The 19343-nt window shown below is 35.2% G+C and carries 30 protein-coding genes; 18 read left to right on the plus strand and 12 right to left on the minus strand.

What is annotated here, in order from left to right; all coding sequences use genetic code 11:
* Window positions 1-11: 11 nt before the first annotated feature.
* From ssb to JEP40_RS15240, 10 genes are all read right to left on the minus strand, one after another.
* Window positions 12-521, minus strand: coding sequence for a single-stranded DNA-binding protein (gene ssb / locus JEP40_RS15195; protein ID WP_198624213.1), 510 nt, complete (start codon window positions 519-521; stop codon window positions 12-14).
* Complete coding sequence (locus JEP40_RS15200) at window positions 521-1132, minus strand: ERF family protein (RefSeq protein WP_198624214.1); 612 nt, start codon at window positions 1130-1132, stop codon at window positions 521-523. The genes ssb and JEP40_RS15200 overlap by 1 nt, the downstream gene beginning before the upstream one ends.
* A 1-nt stretch (window position 1133) precedes the next feature.
* A complete protein-coding gene (locus tag JEP40_RS15205) occupies window positions 1134-1460 on the minus strand; it encodes a hypothetical protein (RefSeq protein ID WP_193014397.1) in 327 nt (108 codons plus the stop codon).
* 12 nt (window positions 1461-1472) lie between these two features.
* Window positions 1473-1658 carry a hypothetical protein gene (locus tag JEP40_RS15210; RefSeq protein WP_198624215.1) on the minus strand — a complete coding sequence of 62 codons (186 nt, stop codon included), beginning with the start codon at window positions 1656-1658 and terminating at the stop codon, window positions 1473-1475.
* 113 nt (window positions 1659-1771) lie between these two features.
* The gene (locus JEP40_RS15215; protein WP_004244711.1) at window positions 1772-2002 is read right to left on the minus strand and encodes a hypothetical protein; all 231 of its coding nucleotides are present in this window, start codon (window positions 2000-2002) and stop codon (window positions 1772-1774) included.
* A gap of 56 nt (window positions 2003-2058) precedes the next feature.
* A complete protein-coding gene (locus JEP40_RS15220; protein ID WP_198624216.1) occupies window positions 2059-2508 on the minus strand; it encodes a hypothetical protein in 450 nt (149 codons plus the stop codon).
* Window positions 2509-2635: 127 nt separating this feature from the next.
* Complete coding sequence (locus tag JEP40_RS15225; protein ID WP_198624217.1) at window positions 2636-2956, minus strand: hypothetical protein; 321 nt, start codon at window positions 2954-2956, stop codon at window positions 2636-2638.
* A 347-nt stretch (window positions 2957-3303) separates the two neighbouring features.
* A complete protein-coding gene (locus JEP40_RS15230; protein WP_160230269.1) occupies window positions 3304-4128 on the minus strand; it encodes a DUF3037 domain-containing protein in 825 nt (274 codons plus the stop codon).
* Window positions 4125-4868 (minus strand): HipA family kinase, encoded by a 744-nt coding sequence (locus JEP40_RS15235; protein WP_160230270.1) that lies wholly within the window; start codon window positions 4866-4868, stop codon window positions 4125-4127. Before JEP40_RS15235 ends, JEP40_RS15230 begins: the two co-directional genes overlap by 4 nt.
* 40 nt (window positions 4869-4908) lie before the next feature.
* Complete coding sequence (locus JEP40_RS15240; protein ID WP_198624218.1) at window positions 4909-5559, minus strand: S24 family peptidase; 651 nt, start codon at window positions 5557-5559, stop codon at window positions 4909-4911.
* A 96-nt stretch (window positions 5560-5655) separates the two neighbouring features.
* On the opposite strand from JEP40_RS15240, the gene JEP40_RS15245 reads away from it, so the two are divergent.
* From JEP40_RS15245 to JEP40_RS15290, 11 genes are all read left to right on the plus strand, one after another.
* Entirely contained in the window at window positions 5656-5883 is a 228-nt protein-coding gene (locus JEP40_RS15245) for a transcriptional regulator (protein WP_004244717.1), read from the plus strand.
* A 142-nt stretch (window positions 5884-6025) separates the two neighbouring features.
* Window positions 6026-6373, plus strand: a complete 348-nt coding sequence (locus JEP40_RS15250; protein WP_004247478.1) for a hypothetical protein — start codon at window positions 6026-6028, stop codon at window positions 6371-6373.
* Window positions 6374-6468: 95 nt separating this feature from the next.
* Entirely contained in the window at window positions 6469-6642 is a 174-nt protein-coding gene (locus tag JEP40_RS15255) for a hypothetical protein (RefSeq protein WP_198624219.1), read from the plus strand.
* Window positions 6639-7385 carry a helix-turn-helix domain-containing protein gene (locus JEP40_RS15260; protein WP_198624220.1) on the plus strand — a complete coding sequence of 249 codons (747 nt, stop codon included), beginning with the start codon at window positions 6639-6641 and terminating at the stop codon, window positions 7383-7385. The genes JEP40_RS15255 and JEP40_RS15260 overlap by 4 nt, the downstream gene beginning before the upstream one ends.
* Window positions 7385-8770, plus strand: coding sequence for a replicative DNA helicase (locus JEP40_RS15265; protein WP_198624221.1), 1386 nt, complete (start codon window positions 7385-7387; stop codon window positions 8768-8770). The genes JEP40_RS15260 and JEP40_RS15265 overlap by 1 nt, the downstream gene beginning before the upstream one ends.
* 25 nt (window positions 8771-8795) lie before the next feature.
* On the plus strand, window positions 8796-9245 hold the full coding sequence (locus JEP40_RS15270; protein WP_198624222.1) for a hypothetical protein: 450 nt from the start codon (window positions 8796-8798) through the stop codon (window positions 9243-9245).
* 30 nt (window positions 9246-9275) lie between these two features.
* Window positions 9276-9917 carry a recombination protein NinG gene (locus tag JEP40_RS15275; protein WP_198624234.1) on the plus strand — a complete coding sequence of 214 codons (642 nt, stop codon included), beginning with the start codon at window positions 9276-9278 and terminating at the stop codon, window positions 9915-9917.
* Between the two features lie 49 nt (window positions 9918-9966).
* Window positions 9967-10365: an antiterminator Q family protein gene (locus JEP40_RS15280; protein ID WP_198624223.1), complete on the plus strand. Its 399-nt coding sequence runs from the start codon at window positions 9967-9969 to the stop codon at window positions 10363-10365.
* 340 nt (window positions 10366-10705) lie between these two features.
* Complete coding sequence (gene cspE / locus JEP40_RS15285; protein ID WP_004244726.1) at window positions 10706-10918, plus strand: RNA chaperone/antiterminator CspA; 213 nt, start codon at window positions 10706-10708, stop codon at window positions 10916-10918.
* Window positions 10919-10925: 7 nt separating this feature from the next.
* Complete coding sequence (locus tag JEP40_RS19140; protein ID WP_418312483.1) at window positions 10926-11066, plus strand: hypothetical protein; 141 nt, start codon at window positions 10926-10928, stop codon at window positions 11064-11066.
* Window positions 11067-11249: 183 nt separating this feature from the next.
* Entirely contained in the window at window positions 11250-11708 is a 459-nt protein-coding gene (locus tag JEP40_RS15290) for an Hsp20 family protein (RefSeq protein WP_072070436.1), read from the plus strand.
* A gap of 230 nt (window positions 11709-11938) precedes the next feature.
* Here the strand turns inward: JEP40_RS15290 and JEP40_RS15295 are convergent, their stop codons facing one another.
* Window positions 11939-13015 (minus strand): hypothetical protein, encoded by a 1077-nt coding sequence (locus tag JEP40_RS15295; protein WP_198624224.1) that lies wholly within the window; start codon window positions 13013-13015, stop codon window positions 11939-11941.
* A gap of 596 nt (window positions 13016-13611) precedes the next feature.
* Here JEP40_RS15295 and JEP40_RS15300 point away from each other — a divergent pair.
* The 5 genes from JEP40_RS15300 to JEP40_RS15320 all read left to right on the plus strand — a co-directional run bounded on the left by JEP40_RS15300 (window position 13612) and on the right by JEP40_RS15320 (window position 15447).
* Window positions 13612-14034 (plus strand): hypothetical protein, encoded by a 423-nt coding sequence (locus tag JEP40_RS15300; protein ID WP_198624225.1) that lies wholly within the window; start codon window positions 13612-13614, stop codon window positions 14032-14034.
* A 66-nt stretch (window positions 14035-14100) separates the two neighbouring features.
* Window positions 14101-14370, plus strand: coding sequence for a bacteriophage protein (locus JEP40_RS15305; RefSeq protein WP_046334538.1), 270 nt, complete (start codon window positions 14101-14103; stop codon window positions 14368-14370).
* Window positions 14370-14840, plus strand: coding sequence for a lysozyme (locus JEP40_RS15310; protein WP_198624226.1), 471 nt, complete (start codon window positions 14370-14372; stop codon window positions 14838-14840). The genes JEP40_RS15305 and JEP40_RS15310 overlap by 1 nt, the downstream gene beginning before the upstream one ends.
* Window positions 14822-14980: a hypothetical protein gene (locus JEP40_RS15315; protein ID WP_164996118.1), complete on the plus strand. Its 159-nt coding sequence runs from the start codon at window positions 14822-14824 to the stop codon at window positions 14978-14980. Before JEP40_RS15310 ends, JEP40_RS15315 begins: the two co-directional genes overlap by 19 nt.
* A gap of 2 nt (window positions 14981-14982) precedes the next feature.
* Complete coding sequence (locus JEP40_RS15320) at window positions 14983-15447, plus strand: lysis protein (RefSeq protein WP_198624227.1); 465 nt, start codon at window positions 14983-14985, stop codon at window positions 15445-15447.
* A 43-nt stretch (window positions 15448-15490) separates the two neighbouring features.
* Here JEP40_RS15320 and JEP40_RS15325 read toward each other — a convergent pair whose 3' ends face one another.
* Complete coding sequence (locus JEP40_RS15325) at window positions 15491-16072, minus strand: hypothetical protein (protein ID WP_161748249.1); 582 nt, start codon at window positions 16070-16072, stop codon at window positions 15491-15493.
* 286 nt (window positions 16073-16358) lie between these two features.
* On the opposite strand from JEP40_RS15325, the gene JEP40_RS15330 reads away from it, so the two are divergent.
* Together JEP40_RS15330 and JEP40_RS15335 are read left to right on the plus strand one after the other, a co-directional pair.
* Window positions 16359-17435 carry a DUF4297 domain-containing protein gene (locus tag JEP40_RS15330; protein WP_198624228.1) on the plus strand — a complete coding sequence of 359 codons (1077 nt, stop codon included), beginning with the start codon at window positions 16359-16361 and terminating at the stop codon, window positions 17433-17435.
* 51 nt (window positions 17436-17486) lie between these two features.
* Window positions 17487-19226, plus strand: a complete 1740-nt coding sequence (locus JEP40_RS15335; protein ID WP_198624229.1) for a hypothetical protein — start codon at window positions 17487-17489, stop codon at window positions 19224-19226.
* Window positions 19227-19343: the final 117 nt, after the last annotated feature.

Genomic DNA, 19343 nt, shown 5'->3' on the forward strand with positions numbered 1-19343 from the left:
TAAGCAGTATTTTAAATAATATGAATAGCGATACGAGGATAAGGTAATCCAATCGGCGCAAAAGGAATATCATCATCAAAGTCCATTGGGGGGGCATTATGTTTAGGAGATTGTTGTGGGCTCCATCCGTGTTGATGAGGTGATGGTTGTGATTTCTGGTTTCCTGTCTGATTGTTGTTACCTAACATTTGCATTGAGCCATTAATATTCACTACAACTTCCATGCTGTATCTGTCTTGTCCATTTTGATCTTGCCATTTACGTGTTTGTAATTGGCCTTCGATATAGACTTGTGAACCTTTACGCATATATTCTCCAGCGATTTCGGCAAGTTTTCCGAATATCACAACTCTATGCCATTCAACACGTTCCTTGGTTTCACCTGATTGTCTATCTTTCCATGAATCGCTGGTGGCTAATGTAATATTAGTAACTGCATCGCCATTTGGGAGGTAACGCATTTCAGGATCTTGGCCTAGATGTCCTATCAATAAGACTTTGTTTACACCTTTACTTGCCATTACATCGCCTCCAATTCAGATTTTCTGATGTTATATACTTCCTTTGCTTTTGATTGTTCAGGCGTTTTTCTGAGTAACTTCCATGTTTCACCAAACTCTTTTTTCAAAATATTGAGATCTGTAATAGCCATTGTTGAATTAGTAAAATCTTTCAATATTTGATCTGGTGTTCTCGGTGCTACATTGTGGACTTCTGCATCAGCATCGATTGCTGTTTCTTCGGTTGGTATACAAAATGTTTGAAAAGCTGCGTATTTATATGCAATAGACATGGCTTTATTTGTGGCTTTGTCTCCGCTATCCATCGCTTCACCATAAGTCACAACCGTGTGTTTGCTTCCATCTTCAACAGAAACAAATTCAAACTCAGCTTTTACTACAACATAGAATAACAAGCCACCTCTTTGTGTTTGTCTTTCCGTGATGGTACGTTCAATGATCCGTGGAAGAATAAGCAATCCATGCTTAACTAGAGCAGGGGCAAGGGCGTTATATACAGCGTCAATTCCTCTGAACATAAATCCTTGTTGTTGGTTTACACTTCCTTTTTTAATGCCCGTTTCAGCCATTTCTCTAGCAACATTACTAATAGCTTTGTATACAGCAGTCATATTAATCCCCTAAATATTGACCTTGACGGCGATCACTTCCGTAGTAATCGACTTCAAATTTATTACTAGGTACATATGTCCTTTTTGAATCTCGTTGGGCTCGAATATGCTCAGGAAGAGGAGGGTGATTCTTGGATGCATCTAAATTCATATACCAAAGCGTCATAGCGAGTCGCTGTTCAGCTATGCTAGGCGAATTGTTAGGTATTTCTCCTTCAATAATAGCTATTGCATGAGCGAGAACTTCTTTGAAATTTCTTTTCGGAGTAGATGAACTTAGTCGAGGGTATTTATCATTTGGGTATATTTGATTATTAAAATTATTCACAAAAAATTACCTCTATCCATAGAGCCTATTCATTGGGATATTCATTTCTTTGCATACCTTTGCGTTGTATTGCTGTTTTATGCCATAAGCCTGTTTTAATGTCTGATTGGCCTTATTCCATCCATGTTCATCTTTGAGAAAATGAGCGTTCCTTGCTTGGCTTTGAGCTAAACAAAGTGTGTATTTATCAATGTTCATGTTTACCTCTGGATGTGCAAAACCCTCACTAATCAAGTGATAGTGATAGTGGTAGTGATTAATATATTCTGGTGTTGGCGAAAAAAAGATTTAGACGAGAGGAAATATTTTTATTAATGTTTAACTTTGTTTACTAAGGTATTTAAAACTGCTTTTTTTAATGCCGTTTTTATCGCATTTTCTCCAATCAAATTATCTGAGAAGTCACTTAACAATATAGCTAATTCAGGGATTTCATCTGAAGCATTTATTTGAGTGTTTACTTCTACTCGATGTGGTTTATTTTCAATGTGATTTAAAGTTAATTTGACGTTAATAACGACAGAAGTATCTTGTTGAGTCATTTTTATTTTCCATTTATGATGTTTTGATAATTAAGATAATAAAAGTTATGGAAATATTACTCTTTAAGTAATTTTTTTAATTCTATAATTTTATCAATAAGTATATTTACCTCAGAGTCAGTAAGGATGTTACTGCTCAAAATTGAAATTTCTTTTTCAATAATTAATATTTCATCATCTATTGAGTTAGCTTTTGGTATCATTTCTAAATATATTTTTTTTACATCTTTATCCAAATCTTCAAATTCCTTTTTAAAGGATTTTATATCCGACAATGTTTTCATATATTGAGGTAATTGTTGTTTGTTAAACTCATTTGATTTGAGTAAACATTTAATATTTTTTATCTCATATTCTATTGGTCGGTTATGCTCTCGTTTCAAACTGAATGCTTCAATTGAGGAATTAAGTTTTGCTAGATTTTCATTGAATGATTCTAATATGGATACAGTGTGTTCTAAAACACTATTGGCACTATTAATTATGTCGAGAATATTTTTTTTCATTATTGAACCACATAGTTAGAATAAAATAGCTTAGATTATAGTATCTCCTTTATGTAAAATATGAGATGAAAGTCAATCATTCAATTAATTTGATATACTGATTATCCAATATAAGGTGGTTTCTAATTTATTTTGCAGTGACACAAAATTTATCCTTTGATTTTTTTGTTCTAACACTCGAAAACATAACTATGTTTGGTAAACAACAGTTATCAGGTGATGATTGATACTTAGGTTCAATATTTCTAGTCACAGGAATGTGGCTTAGTGATAGTGTCTTTTCAACGCGGTTTAATTTTTTAGTTTCTAGTTGAAATATTGAGTCTAGTTGTATCTCAATATCTCTAATTGCAATGGCTTCGACTTTCCGTCTGGCATGACGTCTATTTGCAGAGTTACCACGTAAAAAGTCTGGTTTGCGTGATTTCTTCACTTTTATAGTTGCCATATATCCTCCAAACAGTTGGCTTTAGTGATTGGTGATAAAATAATGAAACACCAATCCGAAAACCTTCTGTGAAGGTTGACGCTTTATCAGCGTCGCCGTTCTGGTAGCTAATACACAGCTCGCCACCATCGTTGTTTAAGAACTTCAACGTGCTGTGTTACGTTGATGTGCTTAGTTTAATAAATACTAAAATTTAGGTCAAGTATTTACTAAACATGATTTAGTTAATAATTAACAACGCTATGAATGTTAAGTAAATTTATTTGTGAAAAATCGCAGGTTGTAATGTCGAACATTTATTTCGAGGAGAGAGGTACAAAAAAGCCTTCTCAGAAGGAAGGCTAGAGTCAGGCTAATTTTTGCTTAGCAAACTTAATTGCTGAATCTTTATCTTTAGCTTCAAAGTGAGTTATCTTATATTTATCTAGGGTGTACCTAATTTCATCAATAGCCTTTGACTCTGGGGTTTTTAATTTGACTTTGTGGTCAATAGTGAATAGTACATTATTGAATGTCAGTATTTTCTCATCAACAGCTCGTCTTATTCTGGCTACCCACTTATCACAATGCTCAAGCATTTTGCTTGGCTCAATTTGGTTGAATGCAAGTGGCTTTATGGCACAAAGAATCTCTTTTGCACTTGTCTCTGCTACTAGTGGCATTTCAAAACTAGTGAGCTCTCCCCCTAATCTGATTTTTTTAAATGCGCCTTTTAGCTCGCTGTGAACTTGGAATCTATGTCTTAATTCTGCGGCTAAGATGTCTTCTCTGCGCTCTTTTGTATTGCCTGTTTGTTTAATAAATTTGCTGTATAGCCTATCAAGCTCTTCATTTGCATTGTGAGCCATTAATACACGAACAGGGCTATAACAAAAGATAGACTCACGCTTTTCGGTTAAGTTAAAAAAGAAGTCTCTTAATCCTTCAGCAGAATTAAAGTTAGATGCAATATCTGATGCTACGTTTAATTCATTTTCTATTAATGGTTTAACCACTTTAAAGATAGAGTCATCCCTAAAAAAATTCTGGATTCTAGCATCGTTAGACTTCGTCAAACTAAAATGAAGTTCGTTGGTTTTCGGAGAGCAAATAACCACACCTACATTCGCAAATTCTTCAGTTTCTGCGTATGGAGCATATCTTATAATGCTGTAAAGTAATGGTATTTTCATATTATTGTACTCCTAAACTCACTACTTCTTCCTCTAGCTACGGTATGTAATATATTGTTAGAAATACTATTTTTGGATAACTCATCATCAACCCATTCAGTTGGTATTTCCTCTAGTGCATCATCGCATGAAGAGTTAATACATTCTATTAATTCTTCATTGGATATTGCATCGAACATGTCATATTGCCAACTTCTGTTTTTTGGTGAGAATACATGGAATTCAAACATGTCTATGTTGCAGTTTGGATCAAATGCAAGATTATGGTCTATTAAATAATAGCTTTGTTTTTTTACGTTATAAATAATATTTACATTACCACCAAGTTTGGTAAGTGACCTGTCTGAGTTATTTATCAATCTATCAAATAGGTATATTTCTTTTTGTTTTTGTATGTCAATAAGTTGGTGAGCCAATGTAAATGTAATACTAGCTGAGTCCTCGATAAATTGAGAAGCGAATGCATATCCACAGGAAAGCTTTCCTTTTAGATCAGGAGGTAAAAAATCAACAATGTCACTTGGAACATATACGATAGCAAAATCAGGGATCGGCAAATTGATTTTCTTTGCTATAGCTGATGCCACATATTCATGAATTAATTCTCTTCTTGATACAGATGCATTGCTTTTTATAACGTAAAGATTTCCATCATCACAAGAGCATAAAATAGGTTTTGTAGAGCCAGCGTCCATTTGGCGAATAGCCTCTGTGACTTCTAATTGATTATTATTTTGCATTAATCAAAATCTCGAATTTATCTACACCTAAAACGTGTTGTTAGACTGTTGGGAAAAATGCTTTACCTGTTTTTTCGCAGATATCAATAAACTTGATAGGTTTAACTATAGCTGCGACATAATGAATTGTATCTACTTGATCTGGTGATAACGTTATTGGTTTATGTGAGTTGTTGATACTGGTGAATTGATAGTCTCCATCTCTAGTTTTATTAAAGATTTTTATCATGTTGTGACCATCAATCGTGCGTACAAATACCTCGTCACCTGTCTTTACTGAAGTATTGGGTTCAAAGACAACATACTCACCTGATTGAATGCGAGGCCACATGCTGTCACCTTTAACTTTAAGTCCGTATGCATCAACATCATCACTGTATATTTTTAACCATCCACTATGGGCTTCAATCATATCAACAGCACCATCGACACCTAGAAATGCTTCGCCACGTACTTTGACTAAACCTGATGGTATTCTACCTATGAATTCAACCTCATCATCCTGAATATCTTGGGTATCCAGATAACCAATAGGCATCCCATAGTCTCTTTCTAGACGACGAGCTGCCTTCTCTCCAAACGATGATTTACCACTCATCAGTTGAGATATATAGCTTTTCTCTTTAGTGGGCAGGGTTTTACCTTTAAACCACTGTGAGAGTTTTATTTGTCTTAATTTTTTTATTTCCATACCTTTATTTTGATTAGTAATGACCAAACAAGCAAATACTTGACGTTGGGTTTAGTGTTTAATAAACTCCATGTTTAAAACTAATGGAGAGTAAATATGGAGTTAAAAAAATATATAGATTCACTTGAGTGGGGTGGTGCTAAAGAATTAGCTGACCAATTAGGTGTTTCGAAGTCTTTCCTTTCTCAAATGGCATCTGGTGTTAGTGCTATTTCTCCTAAACGTTGTGTTGAAATTGAAATAGCAACAAATGGTGCAGTTACACGCAGAGATTTAAGGCCAGACGATTGGTATAAAATTTGGCCTGAATTAGAAACTGTATAGTTTTATTCGCTCTTTAACAATCGCAGTTTTTGACTGCTACGGAGTCGCTGATAAAGCGACAACTCTTCCCCCAATATCAACTCATACGGAATGAGCCACGGATCATTATTGTCCCTTAGTTAACTCATAAGGACTTTAAACAATGGAATGCGCAAATACACGCAAACAATTCAACCAATTTATCTCTAATCACCTAATAGCTTCAGCATTACAAGCATTGAGAAATAAAACTCAGTCTGCCGTGGCTAGAACGTTAGGTGTCCATGATTCAACAATCCTACGTCGAACTGAAAAATATCCTGAAATATGCGAAACGCTTGTCGCATCGGGAATTATTGATTTTGTGATGGAAGGAGAACGAAAAATCTCAGAAGAAGAGTACCGATTTTTGTGGAAACAAATGGGTGAACTTTCTCAAATGAAAATAAAAGAAAACGCCTCGATTGCGGCAACAAACGAGGCGTGTTGTTCAATGGAATTCACCATTTAACGTACAAGTACACTGTATCAATATCCAGTTTTTATCACAAGGGGAAACTTTGGTTTCCCTTTTTTGATACAGCTTTGGAATGGAGAAATTATACCATGAGACAAAGAATAAATCATGAATTTAATGGCTGTGATGAGCATAAAAACATCATGAGAAATAGGCTATTACAAGAAATAACCCCACTGGGTTGTCAGCGTTTAAAGGAAGCACTGAAAGACGCAAAATTAAGGAAAACACATCGGGATAAGTTATTAGGAGAGCGAAAATGAGTATGCTTCTAATGGCAAAAGCCATGCAATTACAGGTGGGGAGTACAGCACAAAAAATGGTGCTACTGAAACTTGCTGATAATGCCAATGATAAAGGCGAGTGTTTTCCTTCTTATGAAACTATTGCACGTCATTGCGAAATTAGCCGTCAAAGTGCGATAAACCACATTAAAAGTCTATGTAAAAAAGGGTTTGTTCGTAAAGTTACGCGAAAAACAGATAAGGGGCATACTTCCAATTTATATATTTTGGATTTGGAGGCTAAATCTCTTGATGAGGGTAGTCAAAATTCTGTACCAGAGGTAGTCAAAGAATTTGACCACGGTAGTCAAACGGTTGGACTAGGGGGTAGTCAAAAATTTTTACCCAGAACCAGTCAGTCTTTTAACCAGTCAATTAACCCTAAAAAATTATCGTCTGACGACTCGAAACCTGCAAAGCAGATTTCAATTAATCGGCAAGCTAAAATTCCTTATCAGGAAATCATGCAAGCCTTCAACGAATCAGCAGGGGATAGATTACCCAATGCCGAATCACTGAATGACAAACGCAAAAGAGCAATATCCAAATTCCTGAAAGAACTTAAAGAGCCCACAGTCGAATCAGCTAAAAATTATTTTGATTATTTTATGGAAACAGCGAGTGCTTGGTACTTTGGAGAAAATAACCGGGGTTGGCGAGCGAATTTTGATTATTTACTCAGACCAGAAACGGTACTCAAAACAAGGGAGGGAGCACTGTGATGAACCAAGTTCCGAATAATTTAATGGCGGAACAAAATGCCATTGGAGGACTCCTGCTCGACCCACAAAGTGATAATGCGCAATCAATTTTCTCACTGCTAAAGCCTGAAGATTTTTATGCCCGACACCATCAAATTATCTATCTCACTCTGCGAGAAATGTATACCCAACGTATGCCAATAGACATCATGACGGTGACGGATTATCTGGAGTCAAAAGGGCGAATTAATCAATCAGGTGGTTTTGCCTATCTTGCTGAGATGGCAAGAGAAACACCGAGTATTGCTAACATTATGGCTTATGCGAAAAAAATCCGAGAGTGTTCCGCACAGCGTTTTGTTATCGAAAAGACGGTTGAAATTCAAAAGCTCATGATGGTGCCAAGTGAGTTAAGTTTTACGGATAAAATTGAACAGGCACAACGCTTGCTTGATGAAGCTACGTCGTTTGGAAAAATGGGGAGAAAAACAGGATTACGCCGAATTGATGACGTGTTGGATGATGTTTTTACTGACATTTGTGACCGACAAGATAACCCAGAGAAACATCGAGGATTAAAAACGGGATTTAAAGATTTTGACCGCCTATTAAGCCCAAAACAGATTGTCATAGGCTCACTGTTCGTGATTGGTGCTCGTCCAAAGATGGGGAAAACAACCGTTCTCACTGAAATGGCAAAGAATGTCTCACAACAAGGTAAGCCTGTATTGCTGTTCAGCATGGAAATGACGGATAAACAGCTTGTTGAACGGACACTAGCCCAACAAACCCAAATTAATTCAGATAAATTTTACCAAAAATTAGAAGAGCATGAATGGGATAGGCTTTGCAATGCCATCGGTCGCCTTAAAGATGAGCCCAATATTTGGGTGGATGATACACCAGGCATGTCCTTACAGCATATACGCTCTGAAAGTCGGAAAATCAAACGCAAAGTCGGTGATATTGGGTTTATTGGTGTCGATTACCTCACTTTGATGCAAGCGGGAAAAGCTGACCGTAATGATATTGCCTATGGTGAAATCACTAAGGGGCTAAAGATATTGGCAAAAGAGCTCAATACGGTGGTTGTGTTGCTTGTACAGTTGAATCGAGGGTTAGAAAACAGGGCAGATAAACGTCCCGTACCGAGTGATTCAAGAGACACAGGACAAATCGAGCAAGATTGTGATTATTGGTTAGGCATTTATCGTGATGCGGTGTACCACAATAATGCGGATGAAACGCTGACCGAAATGATTTTAAGGCTCAATCGACACGGTAAAACAGGCACCGTGTATGTTGACCAACAAGGATTGAGTATTACACCAGTTGATCAATATATGGCTGCATATCGCGCTCAACCGAAAAAGGAACCCAAAAGGTATTGTGAAAAATCGTTTTAACTCATAAAAGTAAAAAGGAGGTCAAGTGACAGATGATATCTGTCTCCATAAGTCCAATCTCAACAGTATTTTCAAAGTGCTCTCCGAAATCGTGACAACAGGTAAACGCTATCGCATCAAAATCACCGAGTGGCGTGATTTAAGAACCATACCAATGAATAAAACATGGCGTATGTGGATGGAAACCACAGGCGAGTGGTTACGTGCACGTGGCGTTGTTATCGATATTAAAAATGGTGTCGGTGAAATCGTTTTATCAAAGCCCGTTACTAATGAGGAAACGCATGAATATTTCGTTGGACATTGGTTAGGGCGCAATGAAAACGGTGAGCGTGAAAAAACCAGCAAGATGGATAAGGCAAGGATGCTTTACATGATGGAGAAACATGAACAATGGTGCATTGAGAAGGGAATTCCGATCATCATTCCTAGCAATTCTGAATATATGAATATGAAAAGAAATCAAGAGGAATAATTGCTGATGGACAAATCAAAGGAAAACATAATGAAGTCGCTAAGGCGACGGCGCTGTAAAATATGTAGAGAATGGTTTCATCCCAAATACAGTAATATTTGGTGGTGTTGCCCAGAACACGGCGCAGAACTGGCAATAAAACGAAGGAATAAGGAAAAAGAAAAAGCGTTAGTAAAACTCAAAAAGGCACAAAGAGAAAAGGAAATCAAAGCAAGAGACAAACTCAAAGCCCGCAAGTTAGCAGTAAAACCTACCTCATATTTTATCAAACAAGCTCAAACTGCGTTTAATCAATATATCAGGCTCAGAGATCATGATGAGCCTTGTATTAGTTGTGGTGAAACTAATCCTCCAGATTTACATGGAGGACAATGGGATTGTGGCCATTTCTTATCTGTGGGTTCACACCCTGAGCTGAGATTTGATGAACGTAATGCATATAAGCAATGTAAATCATGCAATGGTGGAGCGGGGCGATTTACGCATAAAAATGCCAGTGTAAGTCAAAAGTATGAGGAAAAACTTATCGAAAAATTTGGTCAAGAATTAGTTGATTGGCTACGAGGGCCTCATGAGCTTCCGAATTGGCGACGCGAAGATTATATCCAGATACGAGATAAATACAGAGAGAAGGTCAGGCAATTAAAACGAGAAAGAGAGATAAAGGTGTAATTGATTAATTAATAGGCAATAAGGTAACAAATGGTTTGGAGAAGTCTGTATGAGAGATATGCAGGAAGTTTTATCACGTTGGGGTGCGTGGTCAGCTAATGAGGGAAATAGTATCGATTACTCATCAATTGCCGCAGGTTTTAAAGGATTAATTCCAAGCTCAAGACGAAGCCGAGAGCAATGTTCAGATGATGATGGTTTAAAAATAAATAAAGCGGTATTACATTTAAAGGTAAATAATAGTTATTTGTTTCAATTGGTTATTATGTACTATGTGAAGAATTATCCTTTGCGTTCAATGGCTTCAAAACTTGGTATTTCGCATAATGAAGTGGCTAAGCGATTGCAGACAGCGGAAGGATTTATTGAAGGGTGTTTATCGGTTGATAACGTAAAATTAGATATGGATAAAATAATTAGAAAACACCATATTTATATTCTTGCGTAATTACAAAACACAATATATTGTGTTAATAATGGTTTTGATGTTATGCCTCTTATCTATTGAAAACCTCGTGAGTATAGCGGGGTTATGTTTTTTAGAGGCACACTTAAGCTGATTTATCGCTAAAAAATAAAGTTTGCTATCTGAATTTTTCTATGGCTTAATAGCGTCACTGGTTTGGAAGTACAGACCTATTTATGTTAGTAAGTTTAAAGTTGTTCCCGTTTAGCGTTATCCTCGATACCTCTTCATTGTGAATTCCTTCTAATTAATTCCCATAAGTAAAAATACAAAACAAACCGCATATGCCTTATGGCAAATTAAATAAATTAAAGGAAATTCTATGTCTAATACAATGACTGGTACAGTAAAATGGTTCGATGAAGGTAAAGGTTTTGGTTTTATTACTCCAGCTGATGGTAGCAAAGATGTCTTCGTACATTTCTCTGCAATCCAAAGTGATAGCTTCAAAACATTAGCTGAAGGTCAACAAGTTTCATTCACCATGGAAAATGGTATGAAAGGCCCAGCAGCAGGCAACGTGGTGGCTCTCTAAAGGCGCTATTACTATTCGCCTCTATTTTAAATGCCCTTGTTGTAGTGGTTCACAATATAGAACATCACAATTTGATGTCACAGTGAACAATCCACACGGCGCAAAATGTATCTTTTGCAAAAGTGTGATGACAGCTCAAATGAGTTAAGCATTAAATAGTTGAATATACAAAACCTCGCTTCGGCGGGGTTTTTTGCCATCTACAATCCCATGTTGGTCAAAGATAAAAAATTTAGATTTTAGGGCTTGAAAAATACTTGCTCGTTCATATTTATATTTTGGGTAAATAAGATACCGCCCATAATTCACTAAATACTGAAGGAGGAGTTATATGCCTAACATTAAACCTTTTTCATTATTCCCAACATTATCTGACAACTTACTTTCAAACCGTTTTGATCAGATAGATCGCCTGTTTAGTCAGTTAACAGGCAGTAAGCCTATTGCATCACCTGTACAGACTTATAACCTGAAACAGATTGATGATAACCATTATGAACTGACGGTGAGTGTGCCTGGATATCAAGAAAATGACTTATCGGTTTCATTAAAAGGAAGTCGTTTATTGATTGAAGGGAAAAAAGAAGAAAAATCAGAAGAAGACAATGATAAATGGATCCACCGAGGTATATCTCAAGGTCAATTTACGTTGCAATTTGACCTCGGTAAAAATGTTAAAATAGAAAAAGCCGATTTATCAAGTGGACTTCTGACTATTGCTATTGAGTATGAATTACCTGAAGAAGAAAAACGGCAAACAATAGCGATAGAAAATAAAGATAAAAGCTAATTGAATGTGAATAAGATTAAGGCTACGCATGATGTGTAGCCTTAATTGTTTTTGTGAAAGGTTCTAAATTGTATGAATTCAAATTTGAGTTGACAGGGTTCATAGGTAAAAACAATCTAGACCAGATAGTTTTGGTTGAGCGAACAGCAGACACTTCCACGGAGATACTAGAATGGACGTGGATGGTGTTATGATCCTTTAAGGATAAAGGAGGCCGAACGCCCCTCTTTTTAGAAATTCTGATTGTTTATAAGATCACAAACAACTAAGAACAACAATTCAGATGAAAATTTCAAGGTTATTGATTCCTTATTTAATGGGATGAATCTAAATGAATGATCCGCCTGTTCGCCATGTAATATTTTATTTCTTAAGTAATACATATAACAATTACATAATACATCAACTAATTCAATATCGTGTTTAGTTGGGTTATTTAATCTTGAATTTATTATACTTGAGGTGCTTGTTCTTAGTGCTTGTACTGTCCAGAAACCTTTTTGAAAATCAATAGTCTCATTTGCTATTTCAACTAAGCGTGAATCAGAATATTTTTTGAGGAATTCGGAAAATTTTTGTTCTTTTATATTTGGTGCGTTCATCCTTGTTACAAAATTATTTTCTAACATTGCATACCATCTAGTAGCATCAGTTATATCTTTTTTGGATAAATTACTGACATGGGCTGTGGAAAGCGGGTAATCTGTAGGAGTATTTGTCATGAAATGCCCCATTTCCTCAAGACATTCCCATTCTTGACGTTTAGAGCTTCGCACTCTATAGATTGAATTGTATGACTTCCAAAGTTTTTCAAATATATCGTTGTCATCATCACAGCAGAGTGAGCGAATCAAAGTGGTTGTAGCATATAAGTGTTTAACTCCTTCATTTGTGGATTTGAAGATAACTTGTAATTTATTTTTGTTAATTCTCCGAAGATTTGTTACATTCCCTTTGGGTTGTAAGTTTCTTAATTCATTTTGAGTGTACTCCTTTACAAGAGTATTTTTATTGTCATAACACATTATTGATTGTATCTCGGGGATTATTCCATTTGCTATGGAGTAATATACATATGATTTAATGAATTGAAAATATATCTCACTTTTATTATTTTTAAATACGTCGTCAAATTCCGTTCTTTTAGAACGTGTTCCTGATATTGTGATTTTATTTGATGATATTATAAGTTCATCAGTATGGCCTCTGGAAAACTTATATTGAAGGGTGTGTTGCTCATTTTGTATATTTAAATTACCACTAACTGTTGCAATTATTTTAAATGCATTACGTGTTGACTTACCCATTTTATATTCTTTCCTTACTTAAATTACTTGCAGTCATCACAAATTAAAAGTTGTTCTACAACTTCTCTATTTTAGCAGTTCATAACTAAGTGTATATTCTGTACTACGTAAGCACGCTAGTATACATTTAAAACTTATCAGCGCATTTCACATATGATACCTGCCTACAATTGGGCATAATTGACTAATATGCAACCTTATAGTTAGTTTTTTTATGGCACTGAGTGGACTGTCTGATTAGATCTGGTCTTGAATTATAATGGTATTAGATTAAATATGAATGGATATCTAAATTATAAGTATGAAAGAGCTACCCAACACTCAATAAAAAAATGCCGATACGCTAGGAGTCATATCGGCATATAAAATAAACGCAAGAAGCAATGTAAGTCATGTCGTACTAATTCGTATCAGACCTGTCAAATTTGATACATGTGTAATGATAATTATTCTCATTAATATATTCAACCCTAAATTAAATAAGGTTACTTTGTAGCCTTTTCATCTACGCCGACCACAGAATCAACACCCACTTATACCGTTCACACAAGAGCTGTGAGTCGGCACCTTATTAACTAAATAAATCGGTAAATGTTATGTCAAAAGAGATAAGCGAATTACAGTTTAGTCTTCACTATGCCTCAGAAACAGACAGTGAAAAGAATACTTCCGTCATTTTAACGGCGAATATCCATACGGCTGATGGCGAAACTCAACAACTGACACAATTAATTTGCACAACGTCTCCCTCAGGTAAAAAGCAATATCGAATCGGCACACAAAAGATTAATGATGCAGGTGACCCATTGCTGGTGGCGATTGAATCTTATTGGCGCAAAAATACACAAGAGAGTTGTGTTTATTTGTTAGAGAAAGCGAAGCAATTTATTCAAGGGTACTTACAACAAACGAATACATGGATATCTATGTATGGTCTTGTGATTGTTTCTAATGCGTCACTGGAAGAGCAGTTGCCTGAAGCTTTATTAAAGGCACTTAAAGTATCAATACCCGCCTAATTTTTTATCGTTTCACTTTTAACTCTCTCACACTAATCATCAACGGACACTCCTCTGGGGGGGACTATGCGTATGGAAAAATTAACCAATGTAACTTATGGAACAGCAGGCCTAACGGCATTTTTTGCCAGTCTCTCTTTATATGAATGGGGATTTGTTATCGGGATGGCGTTTAGCATGGTTTTGGGTTTAGCTACTTATTTTATGACGCGTCGAGAACAGCGAAAACGCACTCAATTATTTGAAGAGCTTGTTCGTCATGTTGATCCACAAAATCCGACCGAAACGTTAAAAAGGCTTGCTGAATTAATGGTAAAAGCGCCAAAGGATATTTAATGTCTCTCAAACAGAAAATAGCTGCGTTAACAACTGCGGGAGCCACAGCAATCGCATTAGTAGTAATAGTCCATTTTGAGGGTGTGCGTTATGAACCTTATCGTGATGTGGCGGGTGTTCTAACAGTTTGTTATGGGCATACAGGCAAAGACATTATTCAGGGTAAGATATACACACAACAAGAATGTGATGCGTTATTACAAAACGATTTTATTAAGACACAACAGCAAGTCGATGCATTAATCAAAGTACCACTCGATGACTACACTAAAGCCGCTTTATATTCCTTTGCTTTTAATGTGGGTACAACCGCATTTTCTCGCTCAACATTACTCAAGAAACTAAACGCTGGTGATAGAGCGGGTGCTTGTGAAGAAATGAAACGTTGGGTATATGCAGGCGGAAAGGTTTGGCGAGGGCTTGTCAGTCGTCGAGAGGCGGAGTCAGCACTATGTTATGGAAACCTTTAATCATCATTATCAGCTTTATCCTCATATTACTCATCACAGTCGCTGGTGGCATTTATCTCTTGATTGATAACTCATGTACTAAAGACCAAGTGAGTTTAGAAAAACGCTGTCAGATTGCACTCTCACATCATCGGTACTAATCATGAAATACGGGAAACTCTATGCTGTCATTGCGATGGTAGGCATCATTGTGGGTGGCTATTGGGTGATTAATTGGCAAGCTGACAGGATTAATTCACTGACAGATACCAACAAAAAACTAACAGTGGCTCTCGAAGAACAAAAGTCTATTAATACTGATTATCAAGCACGCATAATGCGGTTAAACCAACTGGATATTCAATATATGCAGGAGTTAGCGAATGCTAAGAATGAAATTAGTCGGTTGCGTGATATTAGCGAGCGTCATCCTGAGCGGGTGTACATCAAAGCCGAGTGTCCAAAAAACAAAACCACTTCCGCCACCAGCTTGGCTTATGCAACCACCGCCCGACCTACTGACACCGCTATCCGAAATTATTGGTTACTCAGAGAGCGAATTGCAGAGTCAGAGCAGGTGATTAAAGGGTTGCAGGATTACATCAGGCAGGAGTGTGTAGGTGATTAGAGTTTTTTATATCCATAACCCTTTAATTTATATATTAAATCTATCACATAAGAGAGTAGATATCGAAAGTATAAGTGGACTCAATAAATTCTGATTTCACGGTTATTGAGTGGCTGTTTTTATTGTATTTTAACGGGAATTTATCTAAACCCTCTAAAAGGCATGTGTAATAAGCAATATCGTCTGAATTTCTTTGCAAGAATTTTACGTCGCTAACGGGCGGTTTTTTACGCATTTTTCTTTGTTGAATAATGTGAATAAAATGACTTGTTTGACTGGATAAATTACGAGTTAAGTCAGAAATAATGCTATTTTGAACTGCCGGTATGGTTAGATCCTTCGGATAATGATGTTTAAATTCAATAGTAGCAATCAAACTAGATTCATCCTTATTTACCGGATAAAGAGATAAGTCCACTGCACCATTCCTGCTTTTGGGATGTTCTGTCATTGCTAAGTAATCAGAGTTCTCATTGATAACAATGCTTATTTCATCCCTAATCTGATTCTCATGTTTTCGATTATAAAAATATAAATTAAGTTCGTGTAGTTTTTGCTTAACTCGTGGATTTTTGATTGCGTCAATTAAAGTTGAAGTAATGGGATCTATTTGGGATGTTTTCATTAGTAAATGATATTTTTGTTTGGATTGTACGTAAATCTTATCATGATAATTAATATATAGAGAAATCATGACTAAAAGTTCAGCTTGGATGGCAATCAAGTGAGTTTATTATTTCTTATGAAAATAGTTTGTGAGTTTGAAAGGAAAACAATGTTTTTATGATTATATGAAATATTACATGAGTAAAATTTCATGATCTAGATCGATGATATATCCTAATATAGCTGTATTTCATATGCTAAGATACATGTAAATGAATAATTCATGTTTACTTGGTGTAGTGTATATGGCAAATAACCCACTTGCTGAAGTCCAGCGTGAATCAGCAGGAGCAAGTACTTTCGGAAAATATAATTTTCAATTTCATTGGGCATTATGTGAGATTATTGAAAAGCACAAAAAAAATCAGGAATATGCTTTATTAATTGAATATCAGGAAGATGTTGTAATTGCTAATAGTTTAGATCCAAGCAATGCACAGTTTGAATTTTATCAAGTAAAGAATCAGATAGCTAAGTATACATCAGCATCCCTTACAAAAAGGGATAAAGGTAAAAATAATAAGCTTAAAAACTCTGTACTAGGAAAGCTACTTAGTTCTTGTGTTAATACTTCATATGAAAATAGAGTTGTTAAGATTGGGCTAGTTTCATCAAGTGGATTTAGCCTAAATATTGATAAAGATCTTAAACTAGATGTAATCAAGATAGGTGATTTAGCAAAAGATGATTTAGCTAGTTTAACTAAAGATATAACAGATGAACTAGGGATTAGTGTTTTGCCTGAACATCTGCAATTTATTGTTCCTGAGATACAGTTAAAAAACCAAGAAGATTATGTATTATCTCGTTTCGCATACCTTGTTGATGCTATATTTCCTGGGGCACTATGTAATCCAGTAAACATATATCGTTCTATTGTTGATGAAATGGGGCGAATAGGTCGTATTGAATATGATTATAAAGATTGGATAAGACTTATTGATAAAAAATCACTCACCTCGACAGATGTTCACAAAGTGATTACTCAATACACAAGCCATCCTTGTATTGATGATTTAAAAAGTAATTTTGATGATTTGGCCACTGATTTAGGTTGGAGATCTAAGAAAAAGCGCATTTTTAAAGGTAAAATCACTTCACTAGCACTACGTAGAGCTGGTTTTATGAGTGCTTTAGATATTGATATTACGGAGTCATTTAAGCAATCTTATCTCAAAGTTGATGAAGATAAATATGACGATGATGCTACATATATAGAAGCTTTATGCCGACAAGCTGTTGATGATGATTTACTTCAAAAAATAAATAATAATGAAGACGAGTTATTGTTAGAAGTCATCTACTGTTTATTAAAGGCTTAATAATGCAAAATAATTATAAATTATTGATTAGGAATCTTAGGAATCACAAAAATGAAAGGCTTGCAATTTCAACGTCTAGTTCTACTGTCAGATTCAAAAAAATCAGCGAATCAGTTCGAGTTTCCGAAGAGATTCAATCTCGTTACAGGAAAAGACAATAGTATTGGCAAGTCAACATTAGTAAAAAGCTTATATTGGGCAATTGGCTGTGATCCCAAATTTGATAAAGAATGGGAATCAAATGATGTTAAAACGATCCTATATTTTAAAATAAACCAACAAGAATATGTTGTTAGTCGTTATGTTGATGGGATCTATTTCGGAAAGAAAGATACTCCTTTACAGTTTTACTCAAAAATAACAGGTCAATTTGCTATAGATTTTGCAAGAGAAGTTGGTTTTGATTTATTACTTGCAAGTAAAAAAAATAACTTAGAGTGTCCACCACCTGCATTTTATTTTTTACCATTTTATATCGATCAAGAAAAAAGTTGGAACGAACCATGGAATGGGTTTGAAAACTTACAACAATACAGTAATTTTAGAACAATTCTTATAAAATATTTCTGTGGTTATTTACCGAGTGCACATTTTGAACTCGAAGAAGAAATATTTGCACAAAAAGAGATAGAACAAGAAGCAATACATAAAATTACGAGGATTGAAGAAGCAGTAAGTGTACTTGATGAAGTTGCTCCAGAAACAACAACAGTAGCAATTACTCAAGCAGAGTTGGATTATATTCAAGCAGAAATAAATGACGAACTCATGAGATTTTCTGATGTTCAATCTAGTTTATTTGAACAGCAATCAATTTTAGCCAATGAGATTCATGAGTTAGAACAACAGCATCTAATTGTCAGTACTTCAGCGAGAGAGCTAGAAAATGATTATATTTTTGCAGTAGAAAATGTGCCTTCAGATTCTCTTGAATGTCCTTTATGTGGTGTTTTACATGATAATTCATTACTTAGTCGTGCGGGATTTTTAGCAGATAAAGAAAATTTAGAGAAAGAAGCAGATAAAATTAATCATCTTCTTAAAAATAAATATCAACAGAGAGCTGAATTAATAGAAAAGTTAAATTTTGTTTCTTCTGAAATTGAGAGAATCAATAATAAATATTTAAAAGAGGAAGCATCTGAAAATAATTCAGACGAACAATGTAGTTATGAATTAGCTTTGTATTCAATTTCTCAGAAAAAAGTTAATAATAATATACTTAAGAAGAAAGAAAAATATATTGCTCAATCGAATAATGCTAAAGCAAATCAAAGTGACATAAAGAAAAAACAAGCTAAGCTTCTTAAAAAAGAAGACAAGAAGACATTAAATGAGCTATTTATTGGGAGTTTGGTTGAAAATATAAAGATTTTAGCTGCAACAGGGGTAAACCTTAATGGAGTTAAATCTCCAATGGATTATAAAAAAATTCTTGGAGGTGGTGCAGCAGAAGGCACTCGTGGAACATTAGCCTATCAATTATCTATTCTTCGACAGATTGATTATATCAATCACTGTCAAATAGCGCCTTTTGTTATAGATACTCCAAATCAACAAGAGCAAGCTAAACATAGATATGAACAAGTGATTAATGCTGTTATGAATAATGTTCCTAGTGGGTATCAAGTGATTTTGTGTGCAATGAATGATAATGACATTTTATCTAAATATAAGAAAGATGCTCATGTTATAGAACTAGATAATAATCGGTTATTGCAACCTAAAGCTTATGAGGAACTTCGTAGTGAGTTTGAACGAGTCATTTTAGCCAATAAAATTAGTCATTAAATTGATTTAATACATTGATAATTAAATTATGTCAGGATAACTAGATTTTGAGTGTTACAACCACATAATACTAAAAATTATCTTCAGTAAAATTTATATAGCCATCAGTTAACCGCT

It is taken from the genome of Proteus vulgaris (assembly GCF_016239305.1).
Taxonomy (GTDB): Bacteria; Pseudomonadota; Gammaproteobacteria; order Enterobacterales; family Enterobacteriaceae; genus Proteus; species Proteus vulgaris_C.

Excerpts from the sequence above, each read along its gene's own strand:
- ssb (WP_198624213.1), bottom strand. The coding sequence starts at position 521 with ATGGCAAGTAAAGGTGTAAACAAAGTCTTATTGATAGGACATCTAGGC.
- JEP40_RS15200 (WP_198624214.1), bottom strand. The coding sequence starts at position 1,132 with ATGACTGCTGTATACAAAGCTATTAGTAATGTTGCTAGAGAAATGGCT.
- JEP40_RS15210 (WP_198624215.1), bottom strand. The coding sequence starts at position 1,658 with ATGAACATTGATAAATACACACTTTGTTTAGCTCAAAGCCAAGCAAGG.
- JEP40_RS15215 (WP_004244711.1), bottom strand. The coding sequence starts at position 2,002 with ATGACTCAACAAGATACTTCTGTCGTTATTAACGTCAAATTAACTTTA.
- JEP40_RS15220 (WP_198624216.1), bottom strand. The coding sequence starts at position 2,508 with ATGAAAAAAAATATTCTCGACATAATTAATAGTGCCAATAGTGTTTTA.
- JEP40_RS15225 (WP_198624217.1), bottom strand. The coding sequence starts at position 2,956 with ATGGCAACTATAAAAGTGAAGAAATCACGCAAACCAGACTTTTTACGT.
- JEP40_RS15230 (WP_160230269.1), bottom strand. The coding sequence starts at position 4,128 with ATGAAAATACCATTACTTTACAGCATTATAAGATATGCTCCATACGCA.
- JEP40_RS15235 (WP_160230270.1), bottom strand. The coding sequence starts at position 4,868 with ATGCAAAATAATAATCAATTAGAAGTCACAGAGGCTATTCGCCAAATG.
- JEP40_RS15240 (WP_198624218.1), bottom strand. The coding sequence starts at position 5,559 with ATGGAAATAAAAAAATTAAGACAAATAAAACTCTCACAGTGGTTTAAA.
- JEP40_RS15245 (WP_004244717.1), top strand. The coding sequence starts at position 5,656 with ATGGAGTTAAAAAAATATATAGATTCACTTGAGTGGGGTGGTGCTAAA.
- JEP40_RS15250 (WP_004247478.1), top strand. The coding sequence starts at position 6,026 with ATGGAATGCGCAAATACACGCAAACAATTCAACCAATTTATCTCTAAT.
- JEP40_RS15255 (WP_198624219.1), top strand. The coding sequence starts at position 6,469 with ATGAGACAAAGAATAAATCATGAATTTAATGGCTGTGATGAGCATAAA.
- JEP40_RS15260 (WP_198624220.1), top strand. The coding sequence starts at position 6,639 with ATGAGTATGCTTCTAATGGCAAAAGCCATGCAATTACAGGTGGGGAGT.
- JEP40_RS15265 (WP_198624221.1), top strand. The coding sequence starts at position 7,385 with ATGAACCAAGTTCCGAATAATTTAATGGCGGAACAAAATGCCATTGGA.
- JEP40_RS15275 (WP_198624234.1), top strand. The coding sequence starts at position 9,276 with ATGAAGTCGCTAAGGCGACGGCGCTGTAAAATATGTAGAGAATGGTTT.
- JEP40_RS15280 (WP_198624223.1), top strand. The coding sequence starts at position 9,967 with ATGAGAGATATGCAGGAAGTTTTATCACGTTGGGGTGCGTGGTCAGCT.
- cspE (WP_004244726.1), top strand. The coding sequence starts at position 10,706 with ATGTCTAATACAATGACTGGTACAGTAAAATGGTTCGATGAAGGTAAA.
- JEP40_RS15290 (WP_072070436.1), top strand. The coding sequence starts at position 11,250 with ATGCCTAACATTAAACCTTTTTCATTATTCCCAACATTATCTGACAAC.
- JEP40_RS15295 (WP_198624224.1), bottom strand. The coding sequence starts at position 13,015 with ATGGGTAAGTCAACACGTAATGCATTTAAAATAATTGCAACAGTTAGT.
- JEP40_RS15300 (WP_198624225.1), top strand. The coding sequence starts at position 13,612 with ATGTCAAAAGAGATAAGCGAATTACAGTTTAGTCTTCACTATGCCTCA.
- JEP40_RS15305 (WP_046334538.1), top strand. The coding sequence starts at position 14,101 with ATGCGTATGGAAAAATTAACCAATGTAACTTATGGAACAGCAGGCCTA.
- JEP40_RS15310 (WP_198624226.1), top strand. The coding sequence starts at position 14,370 with ATGTCTCTCAAACAGAAAATAGCTGCGTTAACAACTGCGGGAGCCACA.
- JEP40_RS15315 (WP_164996118.1), top strand. The coding sequence starts at position 14,822 with ATGTTATGGAAACCTTTAATCATCATTATCAGCTTTATCCTCATATTA.
- JEP40_RS15320 (WP_198624227.1), top strand. The coding sequence starts at position 14,983 with ATGAAATACGGGAAACTCTATGCTGTCATTGCGATGGTAGGCATCATT.
- JEP40_RS15325 (WP_161748249.1), bottom strand. The coding sequence starts at position 16,072 with ATGAAAACATCCCAAATAGATCCCATTACTTCAACTTTAATTGACGCA.
- JEP40_RS15330 (WP_198624228.1), top strand. The coding sequence starts at position 16,359 with ATGGCAAATAACCCACTTGCTGAAGTCCAGCGTGAATCAGCAGGAGCA.
- JEP40_RS15335 (WP_198624229.1), top strand. The coding sequence starts at position 17,487 with ATGAAAGGCTTGCAATTTCAACGTCTAGTTCTACTGTCAGATTCAAAA.